Origin of the sequence: Kitasatospora sp. NPDC057692, from assembly GCF_042799475.1 — a bacterium.
GTDB lineage: Bacteria > Actinomycetota > Actinomycetes > Streptomycetales > Streptomycetaceae > Kitasatospora.
This window is the reverse complement of the sequence record NZ_JBHVIV010000018.1, coordinates 82,800-107,872: the sequence shown is the minus strand read 5'-3', so window position 1 is coordinate 107,872 and position 25,073 is coordinate 82,800. Positions and strand designations below refer to the sequence as shown.

The 25,073-nt window shown below is 74.8% G+C and carries 24 protein-coding genes and 1 pseudogene; 17 read left to right on the top strand and 8 right to left on the bottom strand.

All coding sequences use genetic code 11. The annotated features are described in order from the left end of the window. Nucleotides 1-318 precede the first annotated feature (318 nt). Nucleotides 319-1,317, top strand: coding sequence for a type I glyceraldehyde-3-phosphate dehydrogenase (gene gap / locus ACFVFS_RS13500; protein WP_380623467.1), 999 nt, complete (start codon nucleotides 319-321; stop codon nucleotides 1,315-1,317). A gap of 166 nt (nucleotides 1,318-1,483) precedes the next feature. Next, nucleotides 1,484-2,509: an LLM class flavin-dependent oxidoreductase gene (locus ACFVFS_RS13495; RefSeq protein ID WP_380623465.1), complete on the top strand. Its 1,026-nt coding sequence runs from the start codon at nucleotides 1,484-1,486 to the stop codon at nucleotides 2,507-2,509. Between the two features lie 47 nt (nucleotides 2,510-2,556). On the opposite strand, the gene ACFVFS_RS13490 is transcribed toward ACFVFS_RS13495, so the two are convergent. Together ACFVFS_RS13490 and ACFVFS_RS13485 are read right to left on the bottom strand one after the other, a co-directional pair. Then, complete coding sequence (locus ACFVFS_RS13490; protein WP_380623463.1) at nucleotides 2,557-3,960, bottom strand: MFS transporter; 1,404 nt, start codon at nucleotides 3,958-3,960, stop codon at nucleotides 2,557-2,559. Beyond that, nucleotides 3,957-4,760, bottom strand: a complete 804-nt coding sequence (locus ACFVFS_RS13485; protein WP_380623461.1) for a glycerophosphodiester phosphodiesterase — start codon at nucleotides 4,758-4,760, stop codon at nucleotides 3,957-3,959. Before ACFVFS_RS13485 ends, ACFVFS_RS13490 begins: the two co-directional genes overlap by 4 nt. 167 nt (nucleotides 4,761-4,927) lie before the next feature. On the opposite strand from ACFVFS_RS13485, the gene htpG reads away from it, so the two are divergent. Further along, nucleotides 4,928-6,844, top strand: coding sequence for a molecular chaperone HtpG (htpG, locus tag ACFVFS_RS13480; protein WP_380623459.1), 1,917 nt, complete (start codon nucleotides 4,928-4,930; stop codon nucleotides 6,842-6,844). Between the two features lie 197 nt (nucleotides 6,845-7,041). On the opposite strand, the gene ACFVFS_RS13475 is transcribed toward htpG, so the two are convergent. The 4 genes and pseudogenes from ACFVFS_RS13475 to ACFVFS_RS13460 form a co-directional block, all read right to left on the bottom strand. Then, a complete protein-coding gene (locus ACFVFS_RS13475; RefSeq protein ID WP_380623457.1) occupies nucleotides 7,042-7,602 on the bottom strand; it encodes a CGNR zinc finger domain-containing protein in 561 nt (186 codons plus the stop codon). A gap of 321 nt (nucleotides 7,603-7,923) precedes the next feature. Then, nucleotides 7,924-8,109: pseudogene (locus tag ACFVFS_RS13470) on the bottom strand (helix-turn-helix transcriptional regulator); the annotation flags it as partial. Next, nucleotides 8,100-8,963 carry an amidase family protein gene (locus ACFVFS_RS13465; RefSeq protein WP_380623455.1) on the bottom strand — a complete coding sequence of 288 codons (864 nt, stop codon included), beginning with the start codon at nucleotides 8,961-8,963 and terminating at the stop codon, nucleotides 8,100-8,102. The gene ACFVFS_RS13465 and the pseudogene ACFVFS_RS13470, both read right to left, overlap by 10 nt. A gap of 149 nt (nucleotides 8,964-9,112) precedes the next feature. Beyond that, nucleotides 9,113-9,472, bottom strand: a complete 360-nt coding sequence (locus ACFVFS_RS13460; RefSeq protein ID WP_380623453.1) for a hypothetical protein — start codon at nucleotides 9,470-9,472, stop codon at nucleotides 9,113-9,115. Between the two features lie 190 nt (nucleotides 9,473-9,662). On the opposite strand from ACFVFS_RS13460, the gene ACFVFS_RS13455 reads away from it, so the two are divergent. Further along, nucleotides 9,663-9,884 carry a hypothetical protein gene (locus ACFVFS_RS13455; RefSeq protein WP_380623451.1) on the top strand — a complete coding sequence of 74 codons (222 nt, stop codon included), beginning with the start codon at nucleotides 9,663-9,665 and terminating at the stop codon, nucleotides 9,882-9,884. 50 nt (nucleotides 9,885-9,934) lie between these two features. Here ACFVFS_RS13455 and ACFVFS_RS13450 read toward each other — a convergent pair whose 3' ends face one another. Then, nucleotides 9,935-10,729, bottom strand: coding sequence for a shikimate dehydrogenase family protein (locus tag ACFVFS_RS13450; RefSeq protein WP_380623449.1), 795 nt, complete (start codon nucleotides 10,727-10,729; stop codon nucleotides 9,935-9,937). Nucleotides 10,730-10,789: 60 nt separating this feature from the next. Next, on the bottom strand, nucleotides 10,790-12,274 hold the full coding sequence (locus ACFVFS_RS13445; RefSeq protein WP_380623447.1) for an MFS transporter: 1,485 nt from the start codon (nucleotides 12,272-12,274) through the stop codon (nucleotides 10,790-10,792). A 125-nt stretch (nucleotides 12,275-12,399) separates the two neighbouring features. Between ACFVFS_RS13445 and ACFVFS_RS13440 the strand changes: the two genes are divergently transcribed. The 13 genes from ACFVFS_RS13440 to hypF all read left to right on the top strand — a co-directional run bounded on the left by ACFVFS_RS13440 (nucleotide 12,400) and on the right by hypF (nucleotide 25,073). Continuing rightward, nucleotides 12,400-12,816 carry a winged helix-turn-helix transcriptional regulator gene (locus tag ACFVFS_RS13440; RefSeq protein ID WP_380623445.1) on the top strand — a complete coding sequence of 139 codons (417 nt, stop codon included), beginning with the start codon at nucleotides 12,400-12,402 and terminating at the stop codon, nucleotides 12,814-12,816. Nucleotides 12,817-12,920: 104 nt separating this feature from the next. After that, nucleotides 12,921-14,600: an enoyl-CoA hydratase-related protein gene (locus ACFVFS_RS13435; protein WP_380623481.1), complete on the top strand. Its 1,680-nt coding sequence runs from the start codon at nucleotides 12,921-12,923 to the stop codon at nucleotides 14,598-14,600. A 132-nt stretch (nucleotides 14,601-14,732) separates the two neighbouring features. Further along, on the top strand, nucleotides 14,733-15,788 hold the full coding sequence (locus ACFVFS_RS13430) for a hydrogenase expression protein HypE (RefSeq protein WP_380623443.1): 1,056 nt from the start codon (nucleotides 14,733-14,735) through the stop codon (nucleotides 15,786-15,788). Between the two features lie 81 nt (nucleotides 15,789-15,869). Then, nucleotides 15,870-17,654, top strand: a complete 1,785-nt coding sequence (locus ACFVFS_RS13425) for a nickel-dependent hydrogenase large subunit (protein WP_380623441.1) — start codon at nucleotides 15,870-15,872, stop codon at nucleotides 17,652-17,654. Beyond that, entirely contained in the window at nucleotides 17,651-18,133 is a 483-nt protein-coding gene (locus ACFVFS_RS13420) for a thioredoxin (RefSeq protein WP_380623439.1), read from the top strand. Before ACFVFS_RS13425 ends, ACFVFS_RS13420 begins: the two co-directional genes overlap by 4 nt. Continuing rightward, on the top strand, nucleotides 18,130-18,777 hold the full coding sequence (locus ACFVFS_RS13415) for a DUF5947 family protein (RefSeq protein ID WP_380623437.1): 648 nt from the start codon (nucleotides 18,130-18,132) through the stop codon (nucleotides 18,775-18,777). The genes ACFVFS_RS13420 and ACFVFS_RS13415 overlap by 4 nt, the downstream gene beginning before the upstream one ends. Then, nucleotides 18,774-19,418 carry a DUF6084 family protein gene (locus ACFVFS_RS13410; protein WP_380623435.1) on the top strand — a complete coding sequence of 215 codons (645 nt, stop codon included), beginning with the start codon at nucleotides 18,774-18,776 and terminating at the stop codon, nucleotides 19,416-19,418. Before ACFVFS_RS13415 ends, ACFVFS_RS13410 begins: the two co-directional genes overlap by 4 nt. Further along, entirely contained in the window at nucleotides 19,415-20,806 is a 1,392-nt protein-coding gene (locus ACFVFS_RS13405; protein ID WP_380623433.1) for a hypothetical protein, read from the top strand. The genes ACFVFS_RS13410 and ACFVFS_RS13405 overlap by 4 nt, the downstream gene beginning before the upstream one ends. Then, complete coding sequence (locus ACFVFS_RS13400; RefSeq protein ID WP_380623431.1) at nucleotides 20,803-21,309, top strand: hydrogenase maturation protease; 507 nt, start codon at nucleotides 20,803-20,805, stop codon at nucleotides 21,307-21,309. The genes ACFVFS_RS13405 and ACFVFS_RS13400 overlap by 4 nt, the downstream gene beginning before the upstream one ends. Next, on the top strand, nucleotides 21,306-21,407 hold the full coding sequence (locus tag ACFVFS_RS13395; protein WP_380623429.1) for a DUF6893 family small protein: 102 nt from the start codon (nucleotides 21,306-21,308) through the stop codon (nucleotides 21,405-21,407). The genes ACFVFS_RS13400 and ACFVFS_RS13395 overlap by 4 nt, the downstream gene beginning before the upstream one ends. Nucleotides 21,408-21,523: 116 nt before the next feature. Then, nucleotides 21,524-21,904: a hydrogenase maturation nickel metallochaperone HypA gene (gene hypA / locus ACFVFS_RS13390; RefSeq protein ID WP_376079984.1), complete on the top strand. Its 381-nt coding sequence runs from the start codon at nucleotides 21,524-21,526 to the stop codon at nucleotides 21,902-21,904. A gap of 5 nt (nucleotides 21,905-21,909) precedes the next feature. Continuing rightward, entirely contained in the window at nucleotides 21,910-22,692 is a 783-nt protein-coding gene (hypB, locus tag ACFVFS_RS13385) for a hydrogenase nickel incorporation protein HypB (RefSeq protein WP_380623427.1), read from the top strand. Next, entirely contained in the window at nucleotides 22,689-25,073 is a 2,385-nt protein-coding gene (hypF, locus tag ACFVFS_RS13380; protein ID WP_380623425.1) for a carbamoyltransferase HypF, read from the top strand. Before hypB ends, hypF begins: the two co-directional genes overlap by 4 nt.

Sequence of the window (25,073 nt, the reverse complement as noted above, 5' to 3'; positions counted from 1 at the left end):
GGCGTGCTTCCGGCCGGGGGGCCCCCCGGGGGGCCCCCCCCCGGGGGGGTGGGGGGCGGCGCCCCCCCGGGGGCGTGGGGGGGGGGGGGGCGGCCCCCGGGCCCCCCCCCCCGGCCCTGCCCGCCGTCCGCCCGAGGGGGTCCCGGAGGCGGTGGCGGGATCCTTGCGGTCGTTGGCGGAGAGTCTGGCGGGATCCTTGCGCACCATGTCGATCCAGCCCCTGTCCGGCCCGTTCGGAATTTCCGATGATTGAACCGTCATCAAGCGAACGGAACGCCCGGAAACCCCGGAACGCCCGGCACGACCCAGGGAGCCCTCATGACCCGCATCGCCATCAACGGCTTCGGCCGCATCGGCCGCAACAGCCTGCGCGCCCTGGTGGAGCGCGGCAGCGAGCTGGAGGTGGTCGCGATCAACGACCTCACCTCCGTGGACTCGCTCGCCCACCTGCTGCGCTTCGACAGCTCGCTCGGCCGCTTCCGCCGCCCGGTCGCGGTCGAGGGGGACGAGCTGGTCGTCGACGGCCGCCGGATCAAGGTGCTCGCCGAGCGCGACCCCGCCGCCCTGCCGTGGGCCGAGCTGGAGGTCGACATCGTCCTGGAGGCCACCGGCCGGTTCACCTCGGCGGAGGCCGCCCGCGCCCACCTGAAGGCCGGCGCGAAGCGCGTCCTGGTCAGCGCCCCGTCCGACGGCGCGGACGTCACCCTGGCCTACGGCGTCAACACCGACGCCTACGACCCGGCCGAGCACGTGATCGTCTCCAACGCCTCGTGCACCACCAACGCGCTCGCCCCGCTCGCCTCCGTGCTGGACGACCTGGCGGGCATCGAGCACGGCTTCATGACCACCGTGCACGCCTACACCCAGGAGCAGAACCTCCAGGACGGCCCGCACCGCGACCCGCGCCGCGCCCGCGCCGCCGGCGTCAACATCGTGCCGACCACCACCGGCGCGGCCAAGGCCATCGGCCTGGTCCTGCCCGGCCTCGACGGCAAGCTCTCCGGCGACTCGATCCGGGTGCCGGTCCCGGTCGGCTCGATCGTCGAGCTGAACACCACCGTCGAGCGCGAGGTCACCCGCGACGAGGTGCTCGCCGCCTACCGCGCCGCCGCCGACGGCCGGCTGAAGGGCGTCCTCGACTACGCCGACGAGCCGCTGGTCTCCAGCGACATCACCGGCGAGCCCGCCTCCTCGATCTTCGACGCCGCCCTGACCCGGGTCGAGGGCAAGCACGTCAAGGTGGTCGCCTGGTACGACAACGAGTGGGGCTTCTCCCACCGCGTCATCGACACCCTGGAGCTGCTCGCCCGGGGCTGACCCCCCCCGGGGGGGTGCCTGAGGGACCGCTGCGGGAACGTGACGCGCGTGTTGCGCCCCGTGGCGATCCCCCGGCGGCCCTTGAGCGGCCCCGGCCGGTGTGTGACGGTGGACGGCACGCCCGGCCGACCGTCCGCCGGGCGGGAGCCGAGGAAAGAGGACAGCGGTGCCGACCCACGAGCAGCCCCTGCGGAAACTGGGATTCCTGACCATCGGGCTGTTCGACCCGGCCGACCCGGCCCAGGGCCACGAGTCGACGCTGCGGATCATCGAGCTCGGCGAGCGGCTCGGCTTCGACAGCGCCTTCGTCCGCCACCGCCACCTGCAGTACGGCATCTCCTCCCCGGTCGCCGTGCTCGCGGCGGCCACCCAGCGCACCAGCCGCATCCAGCTGGGCACCGCGGTCGTCCCGGTCGGCTGGGAGAACCCGCTGCGGCTGGCCGAGGACCTCGCGACCGTCGACCTGCTCTCCGGCGGACGGCTCAACCCCGGCGTGAGCGTCGGGCGCCCGGGCCACTGGGAGCAGGTGGCCGGCGCGCTCTACCCGGACACCGCCGAGGCCGAGGACTTCGGCTACGAGCGGGTGCGGCGGCTGCTGGGCTTCCTGCGCGGCGAGCCGGCCACCGACTTCAGCGGGGTCGAGGGCATCGAGGTCTACTCGGACCGGGTCCAGCCGGTCTCGCCCGGCCTGGCGGACCGCGTCTGGTACGGCGGCGCGAGCCTGCGCTCCGCCCGCTGGGCCGGTGAGCAGGGGCTCGGCCTGCTCACCAGCAACGTGGTGCGGGCGGAGGAGTCCGAGGACTTCGCCGAGATCCAGCGCTCCCAGATCGCCGCCTTCCGCGCCCGCCACCCGCTGGGCGCGCGGGCCCGGGTCTCCCAGGGCCTGGTGGTGATCCCCACCGACAGCGCCACCGCCGACCAGCGGGCCCGCTACCAGGAGTACGTCCGGAGCCGCACGCCCCGCACCGCCGCCCCGCAGGGCCCGGGGCGGGTGATGTTCGCCCGGGACCTCGTCGGCACCTCCGCCGAGCTCGCCGAGCAGCTGTACGCCCACGCCGGGTTCCGCGAGGTGGACGAGGTGGTCTTCGCGCTGCCGTTCACCTTCGGCCACGAGGACTACGTGCAGATCCTCAGCGACATCGCCACGGTCCTCGCCCCGCTGCTCGGCTGGAAGCCGCCCGCCGCGCCCTGAGCCCGCTGAGCCCCTGAGCCCGCTGAGCCCCCCGAGCCCCCGAGCCCTCAGAGGCGCTCGGGCACCGGGTTGCCGACGGCCTCGATCGCCCGCCGCACCGGGACCTTCAGCAGCACGGCGAAGCCGATGACGAAGAACACCAGCAGCGAGATGATCGCCGAGCGGTAGCTGCCGGTGACCTGGTAGGCGAGGCCGAAGACCAGCGGCCCCATCCAGCTGGTGCCGCGGTCGCTGACCTTGTACACGCTGAAGTACTCGGCCTCCTTGCCGGCCGGGATCAGGTGCGAGAACAGCGAGCGCGAGAGCGCCTGGCTGCCGCCGAGCACCAGCCCGATCATGCAGGCCAGGACGTAGAACCAGACGGGCTGGTGGGCCGGCATCAGGTACCCGAGCGCGAGGGTGACCACCCAGCCGACCAGCGAGCCCAGGATGGTCCGCTTGGCGCCGTAGCGGTGCGCGATCCGGCCCAGCAGCAGTGCCCCGCCGATCGCCACGACCTGCACCAGCAGCACCGCGGTGACCAGCGAGGTCTGGTCCATGCCCAGCTCCTCGCTGCCGTAGAGCGAGGCCTGCGAGACGACGGTCTGGATGCCGTCGTTGTAGCAGAGGAAGGCGGCCAGGTAGAGCAGGGTGAGCGGGTGGCGGCGCATGCCGCGCAGGGTCCGGCCCAGCTCCCGCAGGCTGCCGGCGGCGGGCTCGTCCCCGACGGGCGCGGCAGCGGCGGCCTGCCCGCCCCGCCCGGGGAGCGCCCCGGCGCGGGAGGGCAGCCGGCGCATCGGCACGACCGTGAACAGCGCCCACCACAGGCCCGCCGAGGCCAGGCAGATCCGCACCGCGGTGCCCTCGGAGAGCCCGAACGCCTCGTGCCCCTGGAACAGCACCAGATTGGCGATCAGCAGCAGCCCGCCGCCCGCGTACCCGTACGCCCAGCCCTTGGAGGACACCGCGTCGCGCTCGTCGGGCCCGGCGAGGCCCGGCAGGTAGGCGTAGGAGAGCGCGACCGAGACCGCGTACGCGAGGTTGGCGACGACCAGCAGGGCGCCGCCGAGCAGGTAGCGGTCGCCGCCCAGGAAGAACATGCCCATCGTGGCGGTGGCGCCGAGGTACGCGAAGCCGCACATCAGCTCCTTGTGCCGCCCGGTGCGGTCCGCGACCGTCCCGGCCAGCAGCATCGCCCCGACCGAGAGCAGCACGGAGAAGGAGACCGTGTAGGGGAAGAACGAGCCGGCCCGGATCGCCAGGCCGAAGGGGTGCACATCGCCGTTGGCGTCGGCGGCCTCCTTGGCGACCGAGGTCAGGTACGGGCCGAGGAACACCGTCAGGACGGTGGCCGAGAAGGCCGCGTTGGCCCAGTCGTTGATGTACCAGCCGACCTGTATCCGGCGCAGCGCGCGCCCGTCGTCGTCGGTGGCGGTCGCCGGATGCTCCGGATGGTGGGTCGTGGTGCTCATGCCGTTCCAATCCCCGTGCTGGAGCCGTTGCCGCCGTGGGTCCAGCAGCCGCGCTCGCGGAGGACGTCGCGCAGGACGTCGATGCGATCGGCCATGATGCCATCCACCCCCAGGTCGAGCAGAGAGCGGATCCGTGTGGCGTCGTCCACAGTCCAGACGTGAACCTGCAGGCCGAGGCGGTGCGCGGCGCGTACGAAGGCCCGGTCGACCACGGGTACGCCCCGGTGGCGCTCGGGCACCTGCGCGCAGAGGCCGGCCCACGGTGCCCCGCCGCCCCGCAGCAGCGGCCCGGCCAGGGAGCGCAGCCGCAGCCGGGCGACCTCGCGGGGCCCGAGCGAGGTGGCCAGCCGGGGCCCGGCGGCGGCGCGGACGGCGGTGAGCCGGCTGTCGGAGAAGCCGCCGACGCAGACCCGGTCCCAGGCCCCGGTCCGGCGCACCGCCTCGACCAGCGGGCCGACGGCCGGGGCGGCCTTGACGTCGATGTTGAACCGGGCGTCGGGGAAGGCGCCGAACAGGTCCTCCAGCAGCGGGACCGGCTCGGTGCCGCCGATCCGGGCCTGCCGGACGGTGCGCCAGGGCAGCTCGGCCACCGCCCCGGTGCGGTCGGTGACCCGGTCGAGCCGGTCGTCGTGGAAGGCCACCGGCACGCCGTCGGCGGTGGCGTGCACATCCGTCTCCAGGTAGCGGTACCCGAGGGCGACGGCGGCCTCGAAGGCGGCGAGCGAGTTCTCCGGACGGCCGAGGTCGCCGCCCCGGTGGGCGAAGGCGAGGGGCCCCGGATGGTCGAGGAAGGGGTGCATGGGTGCTCCGTGCTCTGTGCTCCGTCGTGCGTGACATTTTTACACCTGACGTCAAGCTGTAACGCGCGCGGGGGGCGGCGGGCCGCCTATCATGCCGATGCGGTGGGGGCCGCCCGGCTCCCGCCACGTCCGTCAACGACGTACCGCCCGAGAGAGGAGCCCCCCGAGTGGGTAGCACTGTCGAGACGCTGGAATTCCAGGCCGAGACGCGTCAGTTGCTCCGGTTGGTGATTCACTCGATCTACTCGAACAAGGACATCTTCCTGCGCGAGTTGATCTCCAACGCCTCCGACGCCCTGGACAAGCTGCGGCTGGAATCACTGATCGACTCCGGCCTCGACGCCGACACCTCCGACCTCCACATCGCGCTGGAGGCCGACCCGGACGCCCGGACGCTCACGGTCCGGGACAACGGGATCGGCATGACCCGCGACGACCTCGTGGAGCTGATCGGCACCATCGCCAAGTCCGGCACGGCCGGCCTGCTGGAGAAGATCAAGGAGACCGAGGACGCCGCCGCGGCGCAGAGCCTGATCGGGCAGTTCGGCGTCGGCTTCTACTCGGCCTTCATGGTCGCCGACCGGGTCGTCCTGCGGACCCGCCGGGCCGGCACCGAGGCCGGTGCCCAGTGGGAGTCCGACGGCGAGGGCACCTACGCGATCCAGGCCGTCGACGGCCTGCCGGTGGGCACCTCGGTCACCCTGCACCTCAAGCCGGTCGACGGCGAGGACGGGCTGGCCGACTACCTGGCGGAGTGGAAGATCCGCCAGATCGTCAAGCAGTACTCGGACTTCATCCGCTGGCCGATCCGGATGGCGAGCGAGCGCACCGACGCCGAGGGCGCCACCACCCGGGAGGTCGACACCCTCAACTCGATGAAGGCGCTGTGGGCCCGGCCGCGCAGCGAGGTCACCGAGGCCGAGTACACCGAGTTCTACCAGCAGATCAGCCACGACTGGCTCGCCCCGGCCGAGACGATCCACATGCGCGCCGAGGGCACCTTCGAGTACGAGGCGCTGCTGTTCATCCCCGCGCAGGCGCCGTTCGACCTGTTCTCCCGCGACACCAAGCGCGGCGTGCAGCTGTACGTCAAGCGGGTGTTCATCATGGACGACTGCGAAGCGCTGATGCCGGACTACCTGCGCTTCGTCAAGGGCGTGGTGGACGCGCACGACCTGTCGCTGAACATCTCCCGGGAGATCCTCCAGCAGGACCGCCAGATCCGCGGCGTGCGCCGGCGCCTGGTGAAGAAGGTCCTCGGCGCGCTGAAGGACGTCCAGGCCAAGGACGCCGAGCGCTACGCCGGGCTCTGGGAGCAGTTCGGCCGGGTGCTGAAGGAGGGCTTCCTGGAGGACGCCGACAGCACCGAGGCCCTGCTGGAGCTGGTGTCCGCCGCCTCCACCCACGACGCCGAGCGGACCACCACCCTGCGCGAGTACGTCGGGCGGATGAAGGAGGGCCAGGAGGCGATCTACTACCTGACCGGCGAGGACCGGGGCACGGTGGAGAACTCGCCGCACATGGAGGCCTTCGCGGCCAAGGGCTACGAGGTGCTGATCCTCACCGACCCGGTCGACGAGGTCTGGGTCGAGCGGGTGCCCGCCTTCGACGGCCACCGCCTGCAGTCCATCGCCAAGGGCCAGGTCGACCTCGACGGGCCGGTCGACGGCGACGAGGAGGCCGGGGCCGAGAAGGCCAGGCGCGAGCAGGAGTTCGCGGCCCTGCTGCCGTGGCTGACCGGGGCGCTGTCCGCGCAGGTGAAGGAGGTCCGGCTCTCCTCGCGGCTGACCACCTCGGCGGCCTGCATCGTCGGCGACGCCCAGGACATGACGCCGACGCTGGAGAAGATGTACCGCGCGATGGGCCAGCAGGTGCCCCCGGTCAAGCGGGTCCTGGAGCTCAACCCGGCGCACCCGCTGATCACCGCGCTGCGCACGGCGCACGAGGCGAACCCGGCCGACCCGGCCCTGGCGGAGATCGCCGAACTGGTCCACGGCGGCGCGCTGCTCGCCGAGGGCGGCGACCTGCCCGACCCGGCCCGCTTCACCCGGCTGCTCACCGACCGGCTGGCCCGCGGCCTCTGACCGCGCCTGCCCGCCCCGAGCGGTACGCCACCCCCGCGACCCGGCCGCACCCGTGCGGCCGGGTCGTCGCGTGTCCGCCCCCTTGCCGGCCGGGTCGCCGCCTCGCCCGCGCCACATCCGTTCGCTTCCGCGACACGGCCGAGGCCGCGCACGGTCTCCCGCCGAAGGGGCCGCTCCGGTCGGCGTCCTGGACCGTCCTACGGCGTGGGGGCGGGAGCGGTCTTCTTCCGCGCGCGGTAGGCGGCGGCCTTGATCTTGTTGCCGCAGGACTCCATGCCGCACCACTGGCGCCGCATGCCCCGGGAGCGGTCGATGTAGATCCGGGTGCACTCGGGGTTGCCGCACTCCTTCATCAGCGGGACGTCCGGCCCGCTGAGGAGTTCCACGGCATGCCGGGCGACCGTCGCCAGGGCCTGCCCGGGGGTCGCCTCGTTGTGCCGCCCGGCCACCGCGAGCTGCGGCGTCACCGGGGGCTTGCGGGCGGCGCCGTTGAGCACGGCCAGCGCCTCGCGGTCGAACTCCTCCCCGGCGACCCGGTTGGTGACGAGCCGGTGGGCCGCCTCGCGCACCGTCTTCGCCTCCCGGACGTCGCGTTCGTCGCCGGGCGTGATCGTGTCCACGAGTCCGCAGTCCAGGTACCAGGCGTTCAGCCGCTCCGGCGTCACGAACATCTCGAAGCGGATGGTGCGCCGGGCGCGGAGCGTCGCCGCGAAGTCCAGCGCGGGATGTCCGCACACGAAGACATGGTCAAGATTCACATCACCATGCTGGCAGGTGACTGTGGTGGGCGCAAGGACGGGCCGGCGCACCCCGGCCGCCGGCCGGAGTCCGCACCCCCGTCGCGGCGGCCCGGTCGGCGTTCATGGGCGGGCGCGCGGTGGGCCGGCGTGATCAAAGGGGGTGTCGCGCCCTTCCGTTGACAGCCCGTCGGTGAAGATGTCGGCACCGTCACCGGTTGAACCGGTAACGAACCCGGCGGTCCGGCCTCGGCCGGCCGTGCGGCCGCCCGCGCCGCAGCCCCTGGGCCGGGTGACCGCGGGAACGACCGTCCTCGCGGCGGCCCACCGCCGTCCTCGCCGTCAGCCGGCCCGCTCGGCGCGGCCGTCGGCGGCGAGCGGCCCGTCCCCGGGCAGGCGGCCCAGGGCGTCGCGCAGGGCGGCCCGGGAGGTGATGCCCAACTTGGGGAACACCCGGTAGAGGTGGGGGCTGACCGTGCGCGGCGACAGCCGCGTCCGCGCGCCGATCTCCTTGTTGGTCAGCGGCCCAGGGCGGCGGCGAACTCCCCGAAGACGAGGCGGATCCCGATCCGGCCGTCGTACTCCGCCAGGTGCGCCGTGTCCACGGGCACCGGGACGGTCCCCCCCCGGCGGCCAGGCGTGCGACCGCCGCCTTCCAGGCCTCCCGGACCGGGGCGTCGAGGTCCTCGGCGAACACCTGGCGGGGCAGGCCGAGCCGTGGCGGGCGGTCCGGCGGCACGGTGCCCCCCGGCCTCGCCGGTGACCAGGGCGTCCAGCGCGGCGAGGCGCTCCAGGGTGCGGGCGATCGGCCCCGGGGTGTCCCGGGTGGTGCACAGCGGGGTGATGCCGCCGGCGGGGTAGCGCCCGGTGGTGGGGCGCAGGCCGTAGACGCCGTTGAGCGCGGCCGGGACGGTGACCGACCCGCCGGTGTCGGTGCCGAGCCCGGCGTCGGTGACGCCGACGGCCACCGCGGCGGCCGTGCCGCCGCTGCTGCCGCCCGCGAACAGGGCCGGGTCGGCCGCGTTGCCGACGGCGCCGAAGACCGGGTTGCAGGAGGTGGCGCCCATGGGCAGCTCGTGCAGGTTGGTCTTGCCCGGCACGACCGCGCCCGCCGCCCGCAGCGCCGCGACGACGGGCGCGTCCGCGGCCGGGACGAAGTCGGCGAGCGCGGGGGTGCCGGCGGTGTTGGGCAGGCCCGCGACGTGGATGTTGTCCTTGACCGCCAGGCACCAGCCCGGACGGCCGCCCCGGGCGTCCCTGCGGGCGGCCTCGGCGCGGGCCCCCTCGGCGTCCAGGGTGATGAAGGCGTGCAGGTGCGCGGTGGCGGCGGCCCGGTCGAGCGCCGCCGCGACCGCCGTGCCGGTGGGCCCGGGTTCGGCCATGGGGTCCCTCCTCCGCTCGCGCCGCGGTTCGCTCCGGACGTCCAGCCTGGGCCGCCGGCGCGGTGGAGGGGGTGTGAACACGGCCGCCGTGGCCCGTCCCAGTGGTGCTGTCCGGGCGGGCCGCGGCGGCCGGAGGGGGGTGGGTGCCGTCAGGCGGGGACCACCCGGTAGCTGAGCGCCGCGCTCGGGAGGTCGGACTGGGCCAGCGAGCCGGTGGCCCACGGGTGGGCGCCGGTGCAGCCGGCCCCGGTGTACAGCACCACCGAGGCGGCGCCGTTGGCGACCTGGACGGAGCGGACGGGCGCGGCCAGGGTGTGGCAGGTGCCGAGGTCGCCGAGGTTCACCGAGGTCACCGCGCCGCTGCCGTTGGCGCCCGTGTACAGGTACCCGCCCTGGTGCAGCGGGGGCCACCCGGCGGCGTGCGCCGAGCCGGCGCCGAGGCCGACCATCGCCGCGGTCATGGCCGCGGCCGCGGCCGTGGTGCGGAGCGTCGTCCGGAGGTCGGGCATGGGGGACCACCATTTCCGTCGGCAGGTGTCGCGACGCAGGGGGCGCCGCGTCGGCCGGGTGCGGCCGTGGCAGTAGAGCCTGGCTCAGAATTGATAAAACTTCAACATCGTCACCGCATTGACAGGTGATGGGCAGGGGCGCATCCTGAAACCGTCCGAGGCCGGCGAGCTGGAGGGTGCCGTGAGTGCCGTGAGTGCCGCGAGTGTCATGGACGCCGTGAGCGGCGAACCCGCCGAGGACCCCGCCGCCGAAGCGAGGCGCGCCCGCTTCGGCAGGCTCCCCGAGCGCATCCGCTTCGAGGACATGACCGGGACGGCGGCGGCCGGACCGGGCGCCGGATCGGGCAGCGGGTACGACCCCGACGGCTCCTTCAGGTTCTACAACTGCCTGGCCGTCGACCTGGCCCTGTAGCCCGGTAACCCTGTAGCCCGGTAACCCTGTGGCCCCGGCGGCCCGTCGGCTCAGCCGGGGAGCCGGAAGAACTCCCGGTAGAGCGGGAGCTGCTCGGTCAGCATGTGGATGCCCGGGTGGGTCGGCCGGCCGAGCGCGGCGGCGGTGCGCAGCAGCGGGGTCTCGGCGGGCGTCATGATGATGTCGGCGACCAGCGCGTCCGGCGGGAGCAGGGCCGGGTCGAAGGGGAGCGGGTCGGCCGGGTCCAGGCCGAGCGGGCTGGCGTTGACGGCGAGCCCGCTGTCCGGCGGGGGCCCCGGGGCGGCGGCGACCCGGCCGGGCCGCTCGGTGCCGAGCCGCGCCAGCAGCGCCTCCAGCCGGCCCCGGTCCGGGTCGCTGACGGTGAGCCGGGCGACGCCCGCGGCGAGCAGGGCCGCCGCGATGGCGAGCCCCGCGCCGCCGGCGCCGGCCAGCGCGACCCGCCGTCCGGCCGGGTCGTGCCCCTGCGCGGCGAGGCCCCGGACGAACCCGGCGCCGTCGAAGTTGTCGCCGTACCAGCGGCCGTCCGGCTCCCGGCGCAGCGCGTTGGTGGATCCCAACAGGGCCGCGGTCGGGCTGAGTTCGTCGGCGTGCGCGCACATCGCCAGCTTGTGCGGGACGGTCACCAGCAGCCCGTCGAGGTTGGCGGTGGCCTTCAGCCCGCGCACGACCTCGTCCAGCCGCCCCGCCGGCGCGTGCACGGGGACGAGTACGGCGTCCACGCCGCTCGCGGCGAACAGTGGATTGACCAGCCCCGGCGCTCTGACCTGGGTGACCGGATCGCCGAGGACGGCGAACAGCCGGGTGCGGCCGGAGATCGGCGGCATGTCAGGCCTCCTTCGCGGTGGCGGCGCGGCACGGCGTCCAGGGTACGGGGCGCGGGCGCTTCAGGCACCGGTGCCGACGGCCGCGGGCGCGGACCCGGCGGCCTCCTCGGTGCCGCCCGCGGCGGGGTCGCGCAGGACGAAGGCCGCGACCAGGACGCCGGCCAGCACGAACGCGGCGCTGAGCCCGTAGGCGAGGTGGAACCCGCCGGTCAGCGCCTCGGCCCGGCCGCGCCCCTCGCCGAGCAGCGCCGCCGTCCGGGAGGCGGCCACCGTGGCGAGCACGGCGGTGCCGAGCGAGGCGCCGACCTGCTGGGTGGTGTTCACCAGGCCCGAGGCGGTGCCGGCGTCGTCCGGCGAACCGACCGCCATGGCCTGGCCGATGAGGGCGGGCATCGCCGCGCCGAAGCCGAGTCCGAGCAGCAGGAGCGGCGGGAGGACGTCGGTGGGGAACGCGCCGTCGCCCGGCACCCGGGCCAGCAGCCCGAGCGCCGCCGCCACCAGCAGCAGGCCGGCGACCAGCACCCGGCGGGGCCCGAAGCGCCGGTTCAGCCGCACCGCGAGGCCCAGCGAGACGACGGCGATGGTGATCGGCGCGGGCAGGAAGGCGAGTCCGGTCCGCAGCGCGTCGTAGCCCAGCACGTTGCGGAAGTACAGCGCGGTGCAGAACTGGAAGCCGAACAGGCCGGCGACCATCAGCACCATGATGCCGTTGGCGCCGGAGACCGATCGCGAGCGGAAGACGCGCAGCGGCAGCAGCGGCCTGGCGGCGGTGGCCTGGCGGGCCGCGAAGCCGGCGAGCAGGGCCAGCGAACCGGCCAGCAGGCCGAGCGTGCGGCCGTCGCCCCAGGTGTACTCCCCGGCCTTGACGATCGTGTAGACCAGCAGCATCAGGCCGCCGGTGGCGAGCGCCGATCCGGTCAGATCGGCCCCCTCGCGCAGCCCGGGCCCCCGGCCGCCGGGCACGACGCGCCGTGTCAGCGCGAGCGCCGCCAGCCCGATCGGCACATTGACGTGGAACACCCACGGCCAGCTGAGGCCCTGGGTGAGCGCGCCGCCGAGGATGAGGCCCAGCGAGCCGCCGGCGGCGGACACGAAGGCGTACACGGCCAGCGCCCTGGCGCGCTCGCCGGCGTCGGGGAACAGGGTGACGATCATGCCGAGGACCACGGCCGAGGCGAGCGCGCCGCCGATGCCCTGGACGAAGCGGAACACCACCAGCGCCGTGGCCGAGGAGGCCAGTCCGCAGGCCAGTGAGGCGGCGGTGAACAGGGCCAGGCCCGCGCCGAAGACCCGCTTGCCGCCGAGCAGGTCGCCCAGCCGGCCGGAGAGCAGCAGCAGGCCGGCGAAGGCGATCAGATAGGCGTTCACCACCCAGGCCAGGCCGGACTGGCCGAGCCCCAGGTCGCTCTGGATGGTGGGCAGGGCGACGGTGACGATGGAACCGTCGAGGATGATCATCAGATTGCCGGTGCAGAGGACCCCCAGGGCCCACCAGCGTGATCCGGAGGGCCGCGGCGGCGGGGGCGGCGGGGCGTGCGTGGTCATCGGAGGTCCTCCGGGGGGAATCGGCCCGGGAGGGGCGTCCGGCGACGCCCGCACTCCCTAAGGGCACTTCTTGTGACAGCGACCATCATGTGTGACCATCAAGTCCGCCGTAAGGAGGCACTTTCATGTTCCTGGGGAACAGCGATGTGATCGGGGAGGACGGCGCCTCGCCCGCCGAACGCGAGGCGTGCACCGTCCTGGAGGCGCTCCACCGGATCAGCGGCAAGTGGGCGATCGGCATCCTGCTGAACGTCGGCCACGGCCCGGTCCGCTTCACCGAACTCGAACGGGCGATCCCCGGCATCAGTCGCCGCATGCTCACCCTGACGCTGCGCAACCTGGAGCGCGACGGCCTGCTGGAGCGCACCGTCCACGCGACCGTGCCGCCCAAGGTCGAGTACCGCGGCACCGCGATGGCCGACGAGCTCTACGCCTCCCTCAAGGGCCTCGCCACCTGGGCGGAACGACACCGCGAGGCCATCTCCCGCTCCCGTGCGGCCTACGACGGCGGGCAGGACGCCGCCTCCGGCGCGGCCCGCTGAGCCGCCCGCCGCCCGGGTGACCCGGCGGAGCGGCGCGGCGCACCCGGCGCGGACGGGGGAGATGATCGCGGCGTCCACGGGTGCCCACACCGCCGGAGGCGCAGATGCGGATCCTGCTCGTCGCGAGCGCGTACAACAGCCTCACCCAGCGGGTCGAAGCCGAACTGCGGGACCGGCGGCACGCGGTGGAGTTCCACCTGGCCGGGGACGACGGCGCGCTGCGGACGGCGGTGCGCCGCGCGGCCCCGGACCTGGTGATCGCGCCGATGCTCACCACGGCGCTGCCGCGCGACGTCTGGTCCGCCGTCACCTGCCTGATCGTGCACCCGGGCCCGCCCGGCGACCGCGGCCCCTCCGCCCTCGACTGGGCGATCCACGAGCAGGCCGGGGCCTGGGGCGTGACGGTGCTCCAGGCCGACGAGGTGATGGACGCCGGGCCCGTCTGGGCCTCGGCCTCCTGCCCGCTGCCGCCCGCCGCCAAGAGCGACCTGTACCGGGGCGAGGTCTCCGACGCCGCCGTCGAGGCGGTGCTGCGGGCCGTGCGGCGGTTCGCCTCCGGCACCCACAGCCCGCGCCCGCAGGGCGGCCCCCACTGGCGGGCGCCCGACCACACCCGTCCCTACCTGCGCCAGGAGCAGCGGCGGATCGACTGGGAGCGCGACGGCACCGACACCGTGGTGCGCAGGCTCAGGGCCGCCGACTCCCGGCCCGGTGTGCTGGACGAGCTGCTCGGCGAGGAGTGGTACCTGCACGGCGGCCACCCCGAGCGGACGCTGCGCGGACGCCCCGGCGAACCGCTGGCCACCCGGGCGGGTGCGCTCTGCCGGGCGACCGCCGACGGCGCGGTGTGGATCCCGGAGCTGCGCCGGCGCCGCCGCCCGGGCGGCCCCGTCGGCGTCAAACTGCCCGCCGTCACCGCCCTCGGCGACGCGCTGCCCCGCCTGCCGGAGCTGCCCGCGCCGCTGATGCCCGCCGAGGACGACCCGGTCTGGTCGGACATCCGCTACACCGAGCGGGGGCCGGTCGGCCTGCTGCGGTTCTCCTTCCCCGGCGGCGCGATGAGCACCGCCCACTGCCGCCGCCTGCTCGACGCCTACCGCTTCGCGCTGACCCGGCCGACCGCGGTGCTGGTGCTCGGCGGCGGCCGCGACTTCTTCTCCAACGGCATCCATCTGAACGTGATCGAGGCGGCCGCCGACCCGGCGGCGGAGTCCTGGGCGAACATCAACGCCATCGACGACCTGGTGGAGGCGGTCCTCACCACCACCGACCGCCTGGTGGTCGCCGCCCTCGGCGGCAACGCGGCGGCCGGCGGGGTGATGCTCGCCCTGGCCGCCGACGAGGTCTGGTGCCGCCGGGGCGCCGTGCTCAACCCGCACTACCGGCGGATGGGCCTGCACGGCTCGGAGTACTGGACCTACACCCTGCCGCGCCGGGTGGGCGCGGAGCAGGCCCGCCGGCTCACCGAACGGGCGCTGCCGGTGAGCGCCGCCTCCGCCCTGGGGATCGGGCTGGTCGACCGCGTGCTGCCCTGCACCCCGCAGGACTTCGGCGCACGGGCCGCCCACCTGGCCGGGCTGACCGCCGCCTCGCCCACCGTGCACGGCCGGATCGCCGCCAAGAAGGCCGCCCGCGAGGCCGACGAGCGGGCCAGGCCGCTCGCCGACTTCCGGTCGGCGGAACTGGCCGTGATGCACCGCCAGTTCTTCGACCCGGACGCGCCGTACCACGCGCTGCGCTCTGCCTTCGTACGGAAGTCGCCCGCCCCCGCCGCCACGGCGTGACCCGGACGGCCCACCCGGGTGGCGGCCGTTCGGACGCTCCGTCCGGCTGCGTGGACCGGCGGGACCGGCCGGGGGCTGTTAAGACGGTTCTGAGCCATTCCGTCCGGCTCCCAGTTCCGAGGAGGCATCCTCATGGGTGCTGCAGCAACGAGCGCCACCGACACCGACGTGGTGCACATTCTCTGGATCAACGCGGGCCTGAGCTGCGACGGCGACTCGGTCGCCCTGACCGCCGCCATGCAGCCGAGCATCGAGGAGATCGTCACCGGCGCCCTGCCCGGCCTGCCGAAGATCGCCGTGCACTGGCCGCTGATCGACTTCGAGTGCGGCCCGGTGCAGGGCGCCGACACCTTCGTCGAGTGGTTCTTCAAGGCGGACCGCGGCGAGCTCGACCCGTTCGTCCTGGTCGTCGAGGGGTCCATCCCCAACGAGCAGATCAAGGAGGAGGGCTACTGGTGCGGCTTCGGCGACGATCCGGCCACCGGCCAGCCGATCACCACCAGTGAGTGGCTGGACCGGCTCGCCCCCAAGGCCACCGGGGTCGTCGCGATCGGGACCTGCGCCACGTACGGCGGCATCCACGCCATGGAGGGCAACCCGACCGGCGCGATGGGCGTTCCGGACTATCTCGGCTGGGACTGGAAGTCCAAGGCCGGACTGCCGATCGTCTGCGTGCCCGGCTGCCCCATCCAGCCCGACAACTTCGCCGAGACCCTGACCTACCTGCTCTACCAGCTGGCCGGCTCCGCGCCGATGATCCCGCTGGACGACAAGCTGCGGCCCGCCTGGCTGTTCGGCGCCACCGTCCACGAGGGCTGCGACCGCGGCGGCTACTACGAGCAGGGGCAGTTCGCCACCGAGTACGGCGCGCCCGAGTGCCTGGTGCGGCTCGGCTGCTGGGGCCCGGTCGTCAAGTGCAACGTCCCCAAGCGCGGCTGGATCAACGGCGTCGGCGGCTGCCCGAACGTCGGCGGCATCTGCATCGCCTGCACGATGCCCGGCTTCCCCGACAAGTTCATGCCGTTCATGGACCCGCCGCCCGGCTCGACGGTCTCGACCAGGGCCAGCCGCACCTACGGCACGGTGATCCGGAGGCTGCGCGGGATCACCCTCAAGACGCTCGACAAGGAACCGAGGTGGCGCCACAAGGGGCGCACCCTGACCACCGGCTACCGCCCGCCGCGGTGACCGGACGGGCCGCCGCGCCGGGTGGGCACGGCGGCCCCGCCGTCCATCCCCTCCCGCCTCCAGAAGGGCACGACAGACACGATGACGACGACGAGCAGGGCGGCCGGGGACGGCAGCGGCCTGGTGGAGATGTCCTGGGACCCGATCACGCGGATCGTGGGCAGCCTGGGCATCCACACGAAGATCGACCTCAAGCAGAAGAAGGTCGCGGAGTGCTACAGCACCTCCTCGGTCTTCCGCGGCTACAGCGTCTTCATGCGGGGCAAGGACCCCCGCGACGCGCACTTCATCACCAGCCGGATCTGCGGCATCTGCGGCGACAACCACGCCACCTGTTCGGTCTACGCGCAGAACATGGCGTACGGGGTGAAGCCCCCGCACCTCGGCGAGTGGATCATCAACCTCGGCGAGGCCGCCGAGTACATGTTCGACCACAACATCTTCCAGGAGAACCTGGTCGGGGTCGACTACTGCGAGAAGATGGTCCGCGAGACCAACCCCGGCGTGCTGGAGCGCGCCGAGCGCACCGAGGCCCCGCACGCCGGCGACCACGGCTACCGCACCATCGCCGACATCATGCGCTCGCTCAACCCGATCGAGGGCGAGTTCTACCGCGAGGCGCTCCAGGTCAGCCGCTACACCCGGGAGATGTTCTGCCTGATGGAGGGCCGCCACGTGCACCCCTCCACGCTCTACCCGGGCGGCGTCGGCACGGTCGCCACCGTCCAGCTGTTCACCGACTACCTGACCCGGCTGATGCGCTACGTGGAGTTCATGAAGAAGGTCGTGCCGCTGCACGACGACCTCTTCGACTTCTTCTACGAGGCGCTGCCCGGGTACGAGGAGGTCGGCCGCCGGCGCGTCCTGCTCGGCTGCTGGGGCAGCCTCAACGACCCCGACCACTGCGACTTCACCTACCGCAACATGACCGACTGGGGCCGGCGGATGTTCGTCACCCCCGGCGTCGTGGTCGACGGCAAGCTGGTCACCAACGACCTCACCCGGATCAACCTCGGCATCCGCATCCTGCTCGGCAGCTCCTACTACCAGGACTGGCAGGGCGAGGAGCTCTTCGTCACCCACGACCCGCTCGGCAACCCGGTCGACCCCCGCCACCCCTGGAACCAGCACACCATCCCGGCCCCGCAGAAGCGCGACTTCGACGACAAGTACAGCTGGGTGATGTCCCCGCGCTGGTTCGACGGCACCGACCACCTCGCCCTGGACACCGGCGGCGGGCCGATCGCCCGGCTCTGGTCCACCGCGCTGTCCGGGCTGGTCGACATCGGCTACGTCAAGGCCACCGGGCACAGCGTGCGGATCAACCTGCCGCGCTCGATGACCAAGCCGGAGACCACCTTCGAGTGGAAGATCCCGCAGTGGAGCAACGCCCTCGAACGCAACCGCGCCCGCACCTACTTCCAGGCCTACGCCGCCGCCTGCGCCCTGCACTTCGCCGAGAAGGCGCTGGAGGAGGTGCGGGCCGGCCGCACGCAGACCTGGGAGCGCTTCGAGGTGCCGGACGAGTCCGTCGGCTGCGGCTTCACCGAGGCCGTGCGCGGCGTCCTGTCGCACCACCTGGTGATCCGGGACGGCAAGATCGCCAACTACCACCCCTACCCGCCCACCCCCTGGAACGCCAGCGTGCGCGACAGCTACGGCACGCCCGGGCCCTACGAGGACGCCGTGCAGAACACGCCGATCTTCGAGGAGAACCCGCCGGACAGCTTCAAGGGCATCGACATCATGCGCGCCGTCCGCAGCTTCGACCCCTGTCTGCCCTGCGGCGTGCACATGTACGTCGGCGGCGGGCGGACCGTCCAGCAGATGCACGTGCCCACCGGCCTGAGCGGGCTCACCGCATGACGGCCGAGGAGACCGGCCGGCGGATCCAGGACGCCCTCGACCGGCTCGACGGCATCGGCGGCGACGGCGCGGCCCAGCAGGCCGGTGAGCAACTCGTCCGCGACCTCATGGACTTCTACCACGACGGCCTCGCCCGGATCGTCGGCGCGCTGCCCGGCCCCGCCCTCACCGCGCTGCTGGACGACCCGGCGGTCGCCGGACTGCTCGTCCTGCACGAGCTGCACCCCGAGGACACCGAGGCCCGGATCGGCCGGGCGCTCGCCGCACTGCCCGAACCGGTCGAACTGGCCGGCTTCGACCCGGCCACCGGAACCGCCCGGCTGCGCCGCACCCGGGCCGGCTGCGGCTGCTCCGAGGAGGACATCGAGGCCGTCCTCGCCTGCCACGCGCCCGAGGTGACGGCCACCGTGGTCGACCGCGCGGCGCAACTGCTGCAGATCGGCGCCCGCCCGGACGCCGCCGCGGAGGCCGCCCGGTGAGCACCCGCCAACTCGCCCGCCCCGGCACCGCCCTGCTGCACCGGCTGCGCGAGCCCGCACCGCCCCAGCCGGAGCGCTGCGCCTTCTGCGGCCAGGGCGTCCCCCCGGCGCACCGGCACCTGGTCGACACCGAGGAGCAGACCCTCACCTGCGTCTGCACCGCCTGCGCGCTGCTGTTCCAGCAGCCCGGCGCGGCCGGCGGCCGCTACCGCCACGTCCCCGACCGCCACCTCACCGACCCCGGCCACCGGATCGGCGAACCGGCCTGGGCGGCCCTCGGCATCCCGGTCGGCACCGCGTTCCTGTTCCACAACGCCCGGCAGGACCGGCTGGTGCTGCTCTACCCCGGCCCGGGCGGTGCCACCGAGAGCGAACCCGACGAGGCCGCCTGGCAGGCCGCCCTCGCCGGCAGCCGGCTCGCCGCGATGCTGGAACCCGACGTGGAGGCGCTGCTGCTGCGCCGCACCGACGCCGGGATCCACTGCCTGCTGGTGCCGATCGACGCCTGCTACGAACTGGTCGGCCGGCTGCGGCGCTGCTGGAAGGGGTTCGACGGCGGGGCCGAGGCCCGGGCCGAACTCGACGCCTTCCTCGCCCGGCTCGCCGAACGGGCCCGGCCGCTGCGAGAGGACGGACCCCGGTGACCCCGCTCGCCTTCTCCTGCACCGCCGTCCGGGCGGCCGAGCACGCCGCCGGGCCCACCCTGCTCTTCCGGCTGCGGATCACCGCGCCCGCCGCGACCCGGGTGCACGCCCTGGCGCTCCGCTGCCAGCTGCGCATCGAGCCCGCCCGGCGCGGCTACACCGAGGCGGAGGCCGGGCGGCTCACCGACCTGTTCGGCGAACGCGCCCGCTGGGGAACCACCCTGAACCCGGTCGAGCTGGCCCAGGTGCCGCTGATGGTCCCCGGCTTCACCGGCGAGACCGAACTCGACCTGCCCGTCCCCGTGACCTACGACCAGGAGGTCGCCGCCGCCCGCTACCTCAGGGCGCTGGAGGACGGCGACGTCCCGCTGCTGCTGCTGTTCTCCGGCACCGCCTTCGCCGGCCCCGGCGGCTTCCAGGTCTCCCCGGTCCCCTGGGACCGGGAGGCCGCCGTCCGGATGCCCGCCCGGGTGTGGCGCGAGGCGATCGACCGGCACTTCCCGGGCTGCGGCTGGCTGCGGCTGCCGGAGGACCTGATGAACGCGCTGCTCGCCTACCGCTCGCGCCGCGCCCTGCCGTCCTGGGAGGCGACCGTGCGCGAGCTGCTGGCCGGCGCCGAGGTCGGGGAGGCGGCCCGGTGACCGCCCCCGCCACCCCCGCCGACCCCGACGGCGCCTTCGCCGACGAGGTCGAGGCCGACTTCGCGCACGCCCGGAAGATCGCCGACGCCGTCCTGTTCGAGGGCTACGTGCTCTACCCCTACCGGGCCTCCGCGGCCAAGAACCGGCTGCGCTGGCAGTTCGGCGTGCTCGTCCCGCCCGGCTACGGCGCGGACCTCGGCGAACACTTCCACCAGCGCACCGAGTGCCTCGTCGAACCGCGCCCCGGCGACCGGCTGGCCGTCGAACTGCGCTTCCTGCGACCCCGGCGGCGCACCGTCGAGCGGGCCCTGCCCGGCGGCGGCTACGAGGAGACCGAGGAACTGGAGCTCGCCGACCGGGTCCTGGTGCCCTGGGACGAGGGGATCGAGCAGCGCGTCGAACTCGTCGTGTCCATCGATGAGTTGGACGGCGAAGTGGTGCGACCGTTCCACCTCCCGGCCGGCCGGGAGGTGGAACGGCTGCGCGCGGACGGCGTCACCGTCGGCCGGCTGCTGCGCCGCTGGGAGCGGACCGACGGCCTGCTGCGGCTGACCGCCAGGGAGCTCCCGGGACCGTTCGCGGTGCGGGTGCTGACCGCCGTGGTGGAGAACACCACCGACTGGGCGCCGCGGCGGGACGACGGCCGGGACGCGGCGCTGGCGCGCTCACTGGTCTCGGCGCACCTGCTGCTGGGGCTCGACCGCGGCACCTTCCTGTCGCCGACCGACCCGCCGGAGTGGGCCAGGGCCGCCGCCGCGCAGTGCCGCAACGAGCACACCTGGCCGGTGCTGGCCGGGCCGCCCGGCCGGGCCCAGGTGGTGCTCTCCTCGCCGATCATCCTGGAGGACCACCCGAGCATCGCCCCGGAGAGCCCCGGCGCGCTCTACGACGCCACCGAGATCGACGAGATCCTCGCCCTGCGGACCGCCGCCCTGACGGACCGCGAGAAGCGCGAGGCCCGGGGCACCGACGAGCGGGCCGGCGCGGTGATCGACCTCGCCGACTCGATGCCCCCGGAGGTGCTGGAGCGCCTGCACGGCGCCGTCCGGGGCCTGCGCGAGATCACCGGCGACGCCCCCGGACAGCCCTGGTGGGACCCGGGCGACGACCCCGGGGTGGACCCGGACCACGACCGGGTGCTGGTCGACGGCCGCGAGGTCGGCGCCGGCAGCCGGGTCCTGCTGCGGCCGGGCCGGCGGCGCACCGACGCCCAGGACCTCTTCCTGGACGGCCGGACCGCCGTGGTGGAGGCCGTGCTGCACGACGTCGACGGCTCGGTGCACCTGGCGGTCACGCTGGAGGACGACCCGGGGGCCGACCTGTGGCGCGCCCAGGGCCGCTTCCGGTACTTCCAGCCCGACGAGGTCACCCCGTTGGAGGCGCCGTGACGGAGGGAAAGGTGCTGGTCGCCGGGGTGGGCAACATCTTCCTCGGCGACGACGGCTTCGGGGTGGAGACCGTGCGGCGGCTGCGCGAGCACGCCCTGCCGGCCGACGTGGAACTGCTCGACGTCGGCGTGCGCGGGGTCCACCTGGCGTACCGGCTCCTCGACGGCTACCGGATGCTGGTGCTGGTCGACGCCACCGCCCGCGGCGGCGAGCCGGGCACGCTCTACCTCATCGAGGCGGACGCCGGGCCGCTGGAGGCGCCCGTGCTGGACGGGCACCGGATGGGCCCGGACGCCGTGCTCGCGCTGCTCGGCACGCTGGCCGCCGGAACGGGCGGCACCCCGCCCGGCCGGGTCCTCGTGGTGGGGTGCGAGCCGGAGTCGCTGGAGGAGGGGATCGGACTGAGCGCACCGGTGGCCGCCGCCGTCGAGGAGGCGGTCCGGATGGTCCTGCGGACCGTCGGTGCGCGGGAGCTGGCCAAGAGAGAGGTCTCACCGTCATGAGGAAGCTGCTGTGCGCGGCCGTGCTGGGCGTCGTCGTGGCGCTGGTCGTGCAGAACCTGGACGATCTGAAGCGCTATCTGCGCATCCGCCGGATGTGAGGGCGGCGTTGGTGCGTCCGGCGTAGTCCCGGCCGCGGCGGCGGCGCGGCTTCGGGCCGCGGCCGCCGCCGCGGCCTGTAATGGGGTCTGTTGCCTCCCAGCCGGGAACGGGGCCCATGCACGAGATGTCGATCGCGACGGCCGTCGTCGAGCAGGTGGACGCCGCGGCGCGCGAGCACGGGGCGGACGCGGTCGCGCGGGTGCGGCTCCAGATCGGCGAACTGGCCGGGGTGGTGCCCGCGGCCCTCGACTTCTGCTTCGAACTGGCCTGCGCCGGAACGCTGGTGGAGGGCGCCGTACTGGAGACCGAGGCGGTGCCGGCCCGGGCCAGGTGCCTGCCGTGCGCGGCCGAGTGGGCCGTCGGCATGCCGCCCGACCTCGGCTGCCCGCACTGCGACGGCAGCCGGGTCGAACTGCTGGCGGGCCGCGAACTGCAGATCCTCGGCGTCGAGTGGGCCGGCCGCCCGCCGGGCGCCGGCGCCGGACAGGAAGGCTGAAGCCCATGTGCCGCTCGGTGGAACTCCGGCAGGCGGTCCTCGCCCGGAACGACGACGGCGCGCGCGAGTTGCGCGCCCGGCTGCTCGCACGGGGCACCGCGGTGGTGAACCTGCTCTCCAGCCCGGGCAGCGGGAAGACGGCGCTGCTGGAGGCCGAACTCGGACTGGCCCGGGAACGGGGGATCGCCGTCGCGGCGCTCACCGCCGACCTCGCGACGGAGAACGACGCGGTGCGGCTGGCCCGTTCGGGCGTGCCGGTGAAGCAGGTGCACACCGACGGGCTGTGCCACCTGGAGACCGGGATGCTCACCGGGCAGCTGGCCGGCTGGCTCCCGGAGGGGACCAGGCTGCTGTTCGTGGAGAACGTCGGCAATCTGGTCTGCCCCGCCTCCTACGACCTCGGCGAGTCGCTGCGGGTGGCGCTCGCCTCGGTCACCGAGGGGGAGGACAAGCCGCTCAAGTACCCGACGGCGTTCGGGCTCGCCAACCTGGTGCTGGTGACCAAGGCCGACCTGGCGGCGGCGGTGGAGTTCGACGAGGCCGCGTTCCTGGCCGCCGTCGCGCGGGTCAACCCGGGGGTGGAGGTGGTCTTCACCTCGGCCCGGACCGGGCAGGGGGTGGGGGCGCTGCTGGACCGGGCCCTCGCGGTGCTGGACGGCGGCCGGGTCCACCGCCCGGTGATGGCGGCGGCGCCTCGGCACGGGCACGGGCACGAGCACGGCCACGAGCACGGGCACACCCACGGGCACAGCCACCCGCACGCGGACGCGGCCGCGGAGCCGTCGTGACGGCAGGGCCGGTACCGGCCGGCCCGGTACGGCGCCGGGTGGCCGTGAGCGGGGTCGTCCAGGGCGTCGGCTTCCGGCCCTTCGTCTTCGCGCTCGCCACCGAGCTGGGGCTCGCGGGGACCGTCACCAACACCGGCGAGGGCGTGCTGGCCGAGGTCGAGGGACGGCGGGAGGCGGTCGAGGCGTTCTGCCTCCGCATCGCCGGCGACGCGCCGCCGCTCGCCCTGGTCGCCGCCGTGGACCACGCACCGCTGCCGCCCACCGGCGCCCGCGGCTTCGCCATCACCCCGTCGCGCGGCGGCGGACCGCGCCGCACCCTCGTCCCGCCGGACACCGCGACCTGCGCCGACTGCCTCGCCGAACTCGCCGACCCGGCCGACCGCCGCCACCGGCACCCGTTCATCAGCTGCACCAACTGCGGACCGCGCCACACCATCGTCACCGGCCTGCCCTACGACCGGGCCAACACCACCATGGCCGGCTTCCCGCTCTGCCCGGACTGCACCCGGGAGTACACCGACCCCGCCGACCGGCGCTTCCACACCCAGCCGGTCTGCTGCCACGCCTGCGGGCCCCGGCTCGCCCTCACCGTCCCCGGCCGGCCGGCCGTCGAGCGCGAGGCCGCCCTGGACGGCGCCCGCCGGCTGCTGCGCGAGGGGGCGGTCCTCGCCGTCAAGGGCCTCGGCGGCTACCACCTGGCCTGCGACGCGCGGAACACGGAGAGCGTCACCCGGCTGCGCCGGCGCAAGCGGCGCGGCGCCAAGCCCTTCGCCCTGATGGCCCGGGACCTCGCGGAGCTCGCCGCCCTCGTCCGGCCGGGCCCGGTCGAGGAGGAACTGCTCACCGGCCCCGCCCGGCCGATCGTGCTGCTGCGCCGTTCGGGCCCGGCGTCGGCGTCGGCGGCGCTGGACGCGGTGGCGCCCGGCAGCCCCGACCTCGGCGTCATGCTGCCGTACACCCCGCTGCACCACCTGCTGCTGGCCCCGCCCGGCCCCGGACTGCTGGTGATGACCAGCGCCAACCTGTCCGGCGAGCCGATCGTGACGGACGACCGGGAGGCCCTCACCCGGCTCGCCCCGCTGGTCGACGGCTGGCTGACCCACGACCGGGCGATCCACGTCCCCTGCGAGGACTCGGTGGTGCGGGTGGTGGACGGCGAGCAGCTGCCGCTGCGCCGCTCGCGCGGCTACGTGCCGCTGCCGCTGCCGCTCCCCGTCCCGGTGCGGCCCGCGCTGGCCGCCGGCGGCGACCTCAAGAACGTCCTCGCGCTGGCGGAGGACGGCTACGCCTGGCTGTCCGGCCACATCGGGGACATGGACGACCTCGCCACGCTGGGCGCCTTCGACCGCGCGGCGGCCCAGCTGGGGGCCGTCACCGGGGTCCGGCCGCAGGTGCTGGTGGTGGACCGCCACCCCGGCTACCGGTCCGCCCGGCACGCCCGGCACACCCTCCCGGCGGCGGAGCCGCGGACGGTCCAGCACCACCACGCGCACATCGCCTCGGCGATGGCCGAGCACGGGCTGGACGGGCGCCGCCCGGTCATCGGCGTCGCCTTCGACGGCACCGGCTACGGCGACGACGGCGCGGTGTGGGGCGGCGAGGTGCTGCTCGCCGACTACGACGGCTTCCGGAGGTTCGGCCGGCTGGCGTACGTGCCGCTGCCGGGCGGCGACGCGGCGGTGCGCCGCCCGTACCGGATGGCGCTCGCGCACCTGTGGGCGGCGGGCCTGCCGTGGACGGCGGAGCTGCCCGCCGTCCGGGACTGCCCGGAGGGCGAACTGGCGGTGCTTCGGCTCCAGTTGGAGCGTTCACTGAACTGTCTGCCGACCTCCAGCATGGGGCGGCTGTTCGACGCGGTGTCGGCGCTCGCCGGGGTCTGCCCGCTGGCCGGGTACGAGGCGCAGGCGGCGGTCGAGCTGGAGGCGGCGGCGCTGGCGCACGGTCCGGCCGAGGGGTACACCTTCGGGCTCCGCCGGGAGGACGGCGTGCTGGTCGGCGACCCCGGGCCGGTGCTGGCGGCGGCGGTCGCGGACCTCGGCGCCGGGGCGCCGGCCGGGCTGGTCGCCGCCCGCTTCCACGCCGCGGTGGCCGGCCTGGTCGGCGCGCTGTGCCGGGCCGCCCGGGAGGAGTGCGGACTGGAGACGGTCGCGCTGACCGGCGGGGTGTTCGCCAACGCGCTGCTCTCCGCCGACTGCGGGCGGGGCCTGCGGGCCGACGGCTTCACCGTGCTGCGGCACCGCCGGGTTCCCCCCAATGACGGCGGACTGGCGCTCGGCCAGCTGATGGTGGCCGCCCGGACCGGCGGCGGTGGCGGTGGCGTTGGCGGCGGCGGCCGGGGCGAGGGTCCGGGTGCCGGTCGGGAGTCGGGAGTCGCGAGTTGA

What these genes read in the sequence shown, in the direction of transcription:
- gap (WP_380623467.1), top strand. Translation starts at nt 319, where the DNA reads ATGACCCGCATCGCCATCAACGGCTTCGGCCGCATCGGCCGCAACAGC.
- ACFVFS_RS13490 (WP_380623463.1), bottom strand. Translation starts at nt 3,960, where the DNA reads ATGAGCACCACGACCCACCATCCGGAGCATCCGGCGACCGCCACCGAC.
- ACFVFS_RS13485 (WP_380623461.1), bottom strand. Translation starts at nt 4,760, where the DNA reads ATGCACCCCTTCCTCGACCATCCGGGGCCCCTCGCCTTCGCCCACCGG.
- ACFVFS_RS13465 (WP_380623455.1), bottom strand. Translation starts at nt 8,963, where the DNA reads ATGGCCGAACCCGGGCCCACCGGCACGGCGGTCGCGGCGGCGCTCGAC.
- ACFVFS_RS13460 (WP_380623453.1), bottom strand. Translation starts at nt 9,472, where the DNA reads ATGCCCGACCTCCGGACGACGCTCCGCACCACGGCCGCGGCCGCGGCC.
- ACFVFS_RS13450 (WP_380623449.1), bottom strand. Translation starts at nt 10,729, where the DNA reads ATGCCGCCGATCTCCGGCCGCACCCGGCTGTTCGCCGTCCTCGGCGAT.
- ACFVFS_RS13445 (WP_380623447.1), bottom strand. Translation starts at nt 12,274, where the DNA reads ATGACCACGCACGCCCCGCCGCCCCCGCCGCCGCGGCCCTCCGGATCA.
- ACFVFS_RS13440 (WP_380623445.1), top strand. Translation starts at nt 12,400, where the DNA reads ATGTTCCTGGGGAACAGCGATGTGATCGGGGAGGACGGCGCCTCGCCC.
- ACFVFS_RS13435 (WP_380623481.1), top strand. Translation starts at nt 12,921, where the DNA reads ATGCGGATCCTGCTCGTCGCGAGCGCGTACAACAGCCTCACCCAGCGG.
- ACFVFS_RS13430 (WP_380623443.1), top strand. Translation starts at nt 14,733, where the DNA reads ATGGGTGCTGCAGCAACGAGCGCCACCGACACCGACGTGGTGCACATT.
- ACFVFS_RS13425 (WP_380623441.1), top strand. Translation starts at nt 15,870, where the DNA reads ATGACGACGACGAGCAGGGCGGCCGGGGACGGCAGCGGCCTGGTGGAG.
- ACFVFS_RS13420 (WP_380623439.1), top strand. Translation starts at nt 17,651, where the DNA reads ATGACGGCCGAGGAGACCGGCCGGCGGATCCAGGACGCCCTCGACCGG.
- ACFVFS_RS13395 (WP_380623429.1), top strand. Translation starts at nt 21,306, where the DNA reads ATGAGGAAGCTGCTGTGCGCGGCCGTGCTGGGCGTCGTCGTGGCGCTG.
- hypA (WP_376079984.1), top strand. Translation starts at nt 21,524, where the DNA reads ATGCACGAGATGTCGATCGCGACGGCCGTCGTCGAGCAGGTGGACGCC.
- hypB (WP_380623427.1), top strand. Translation starts at nt 21,910, where the DNA reads ATGTGCCGCTCGGTGGAACTCCGGCAGGCGGTCCTCGCCCGGAACGAC.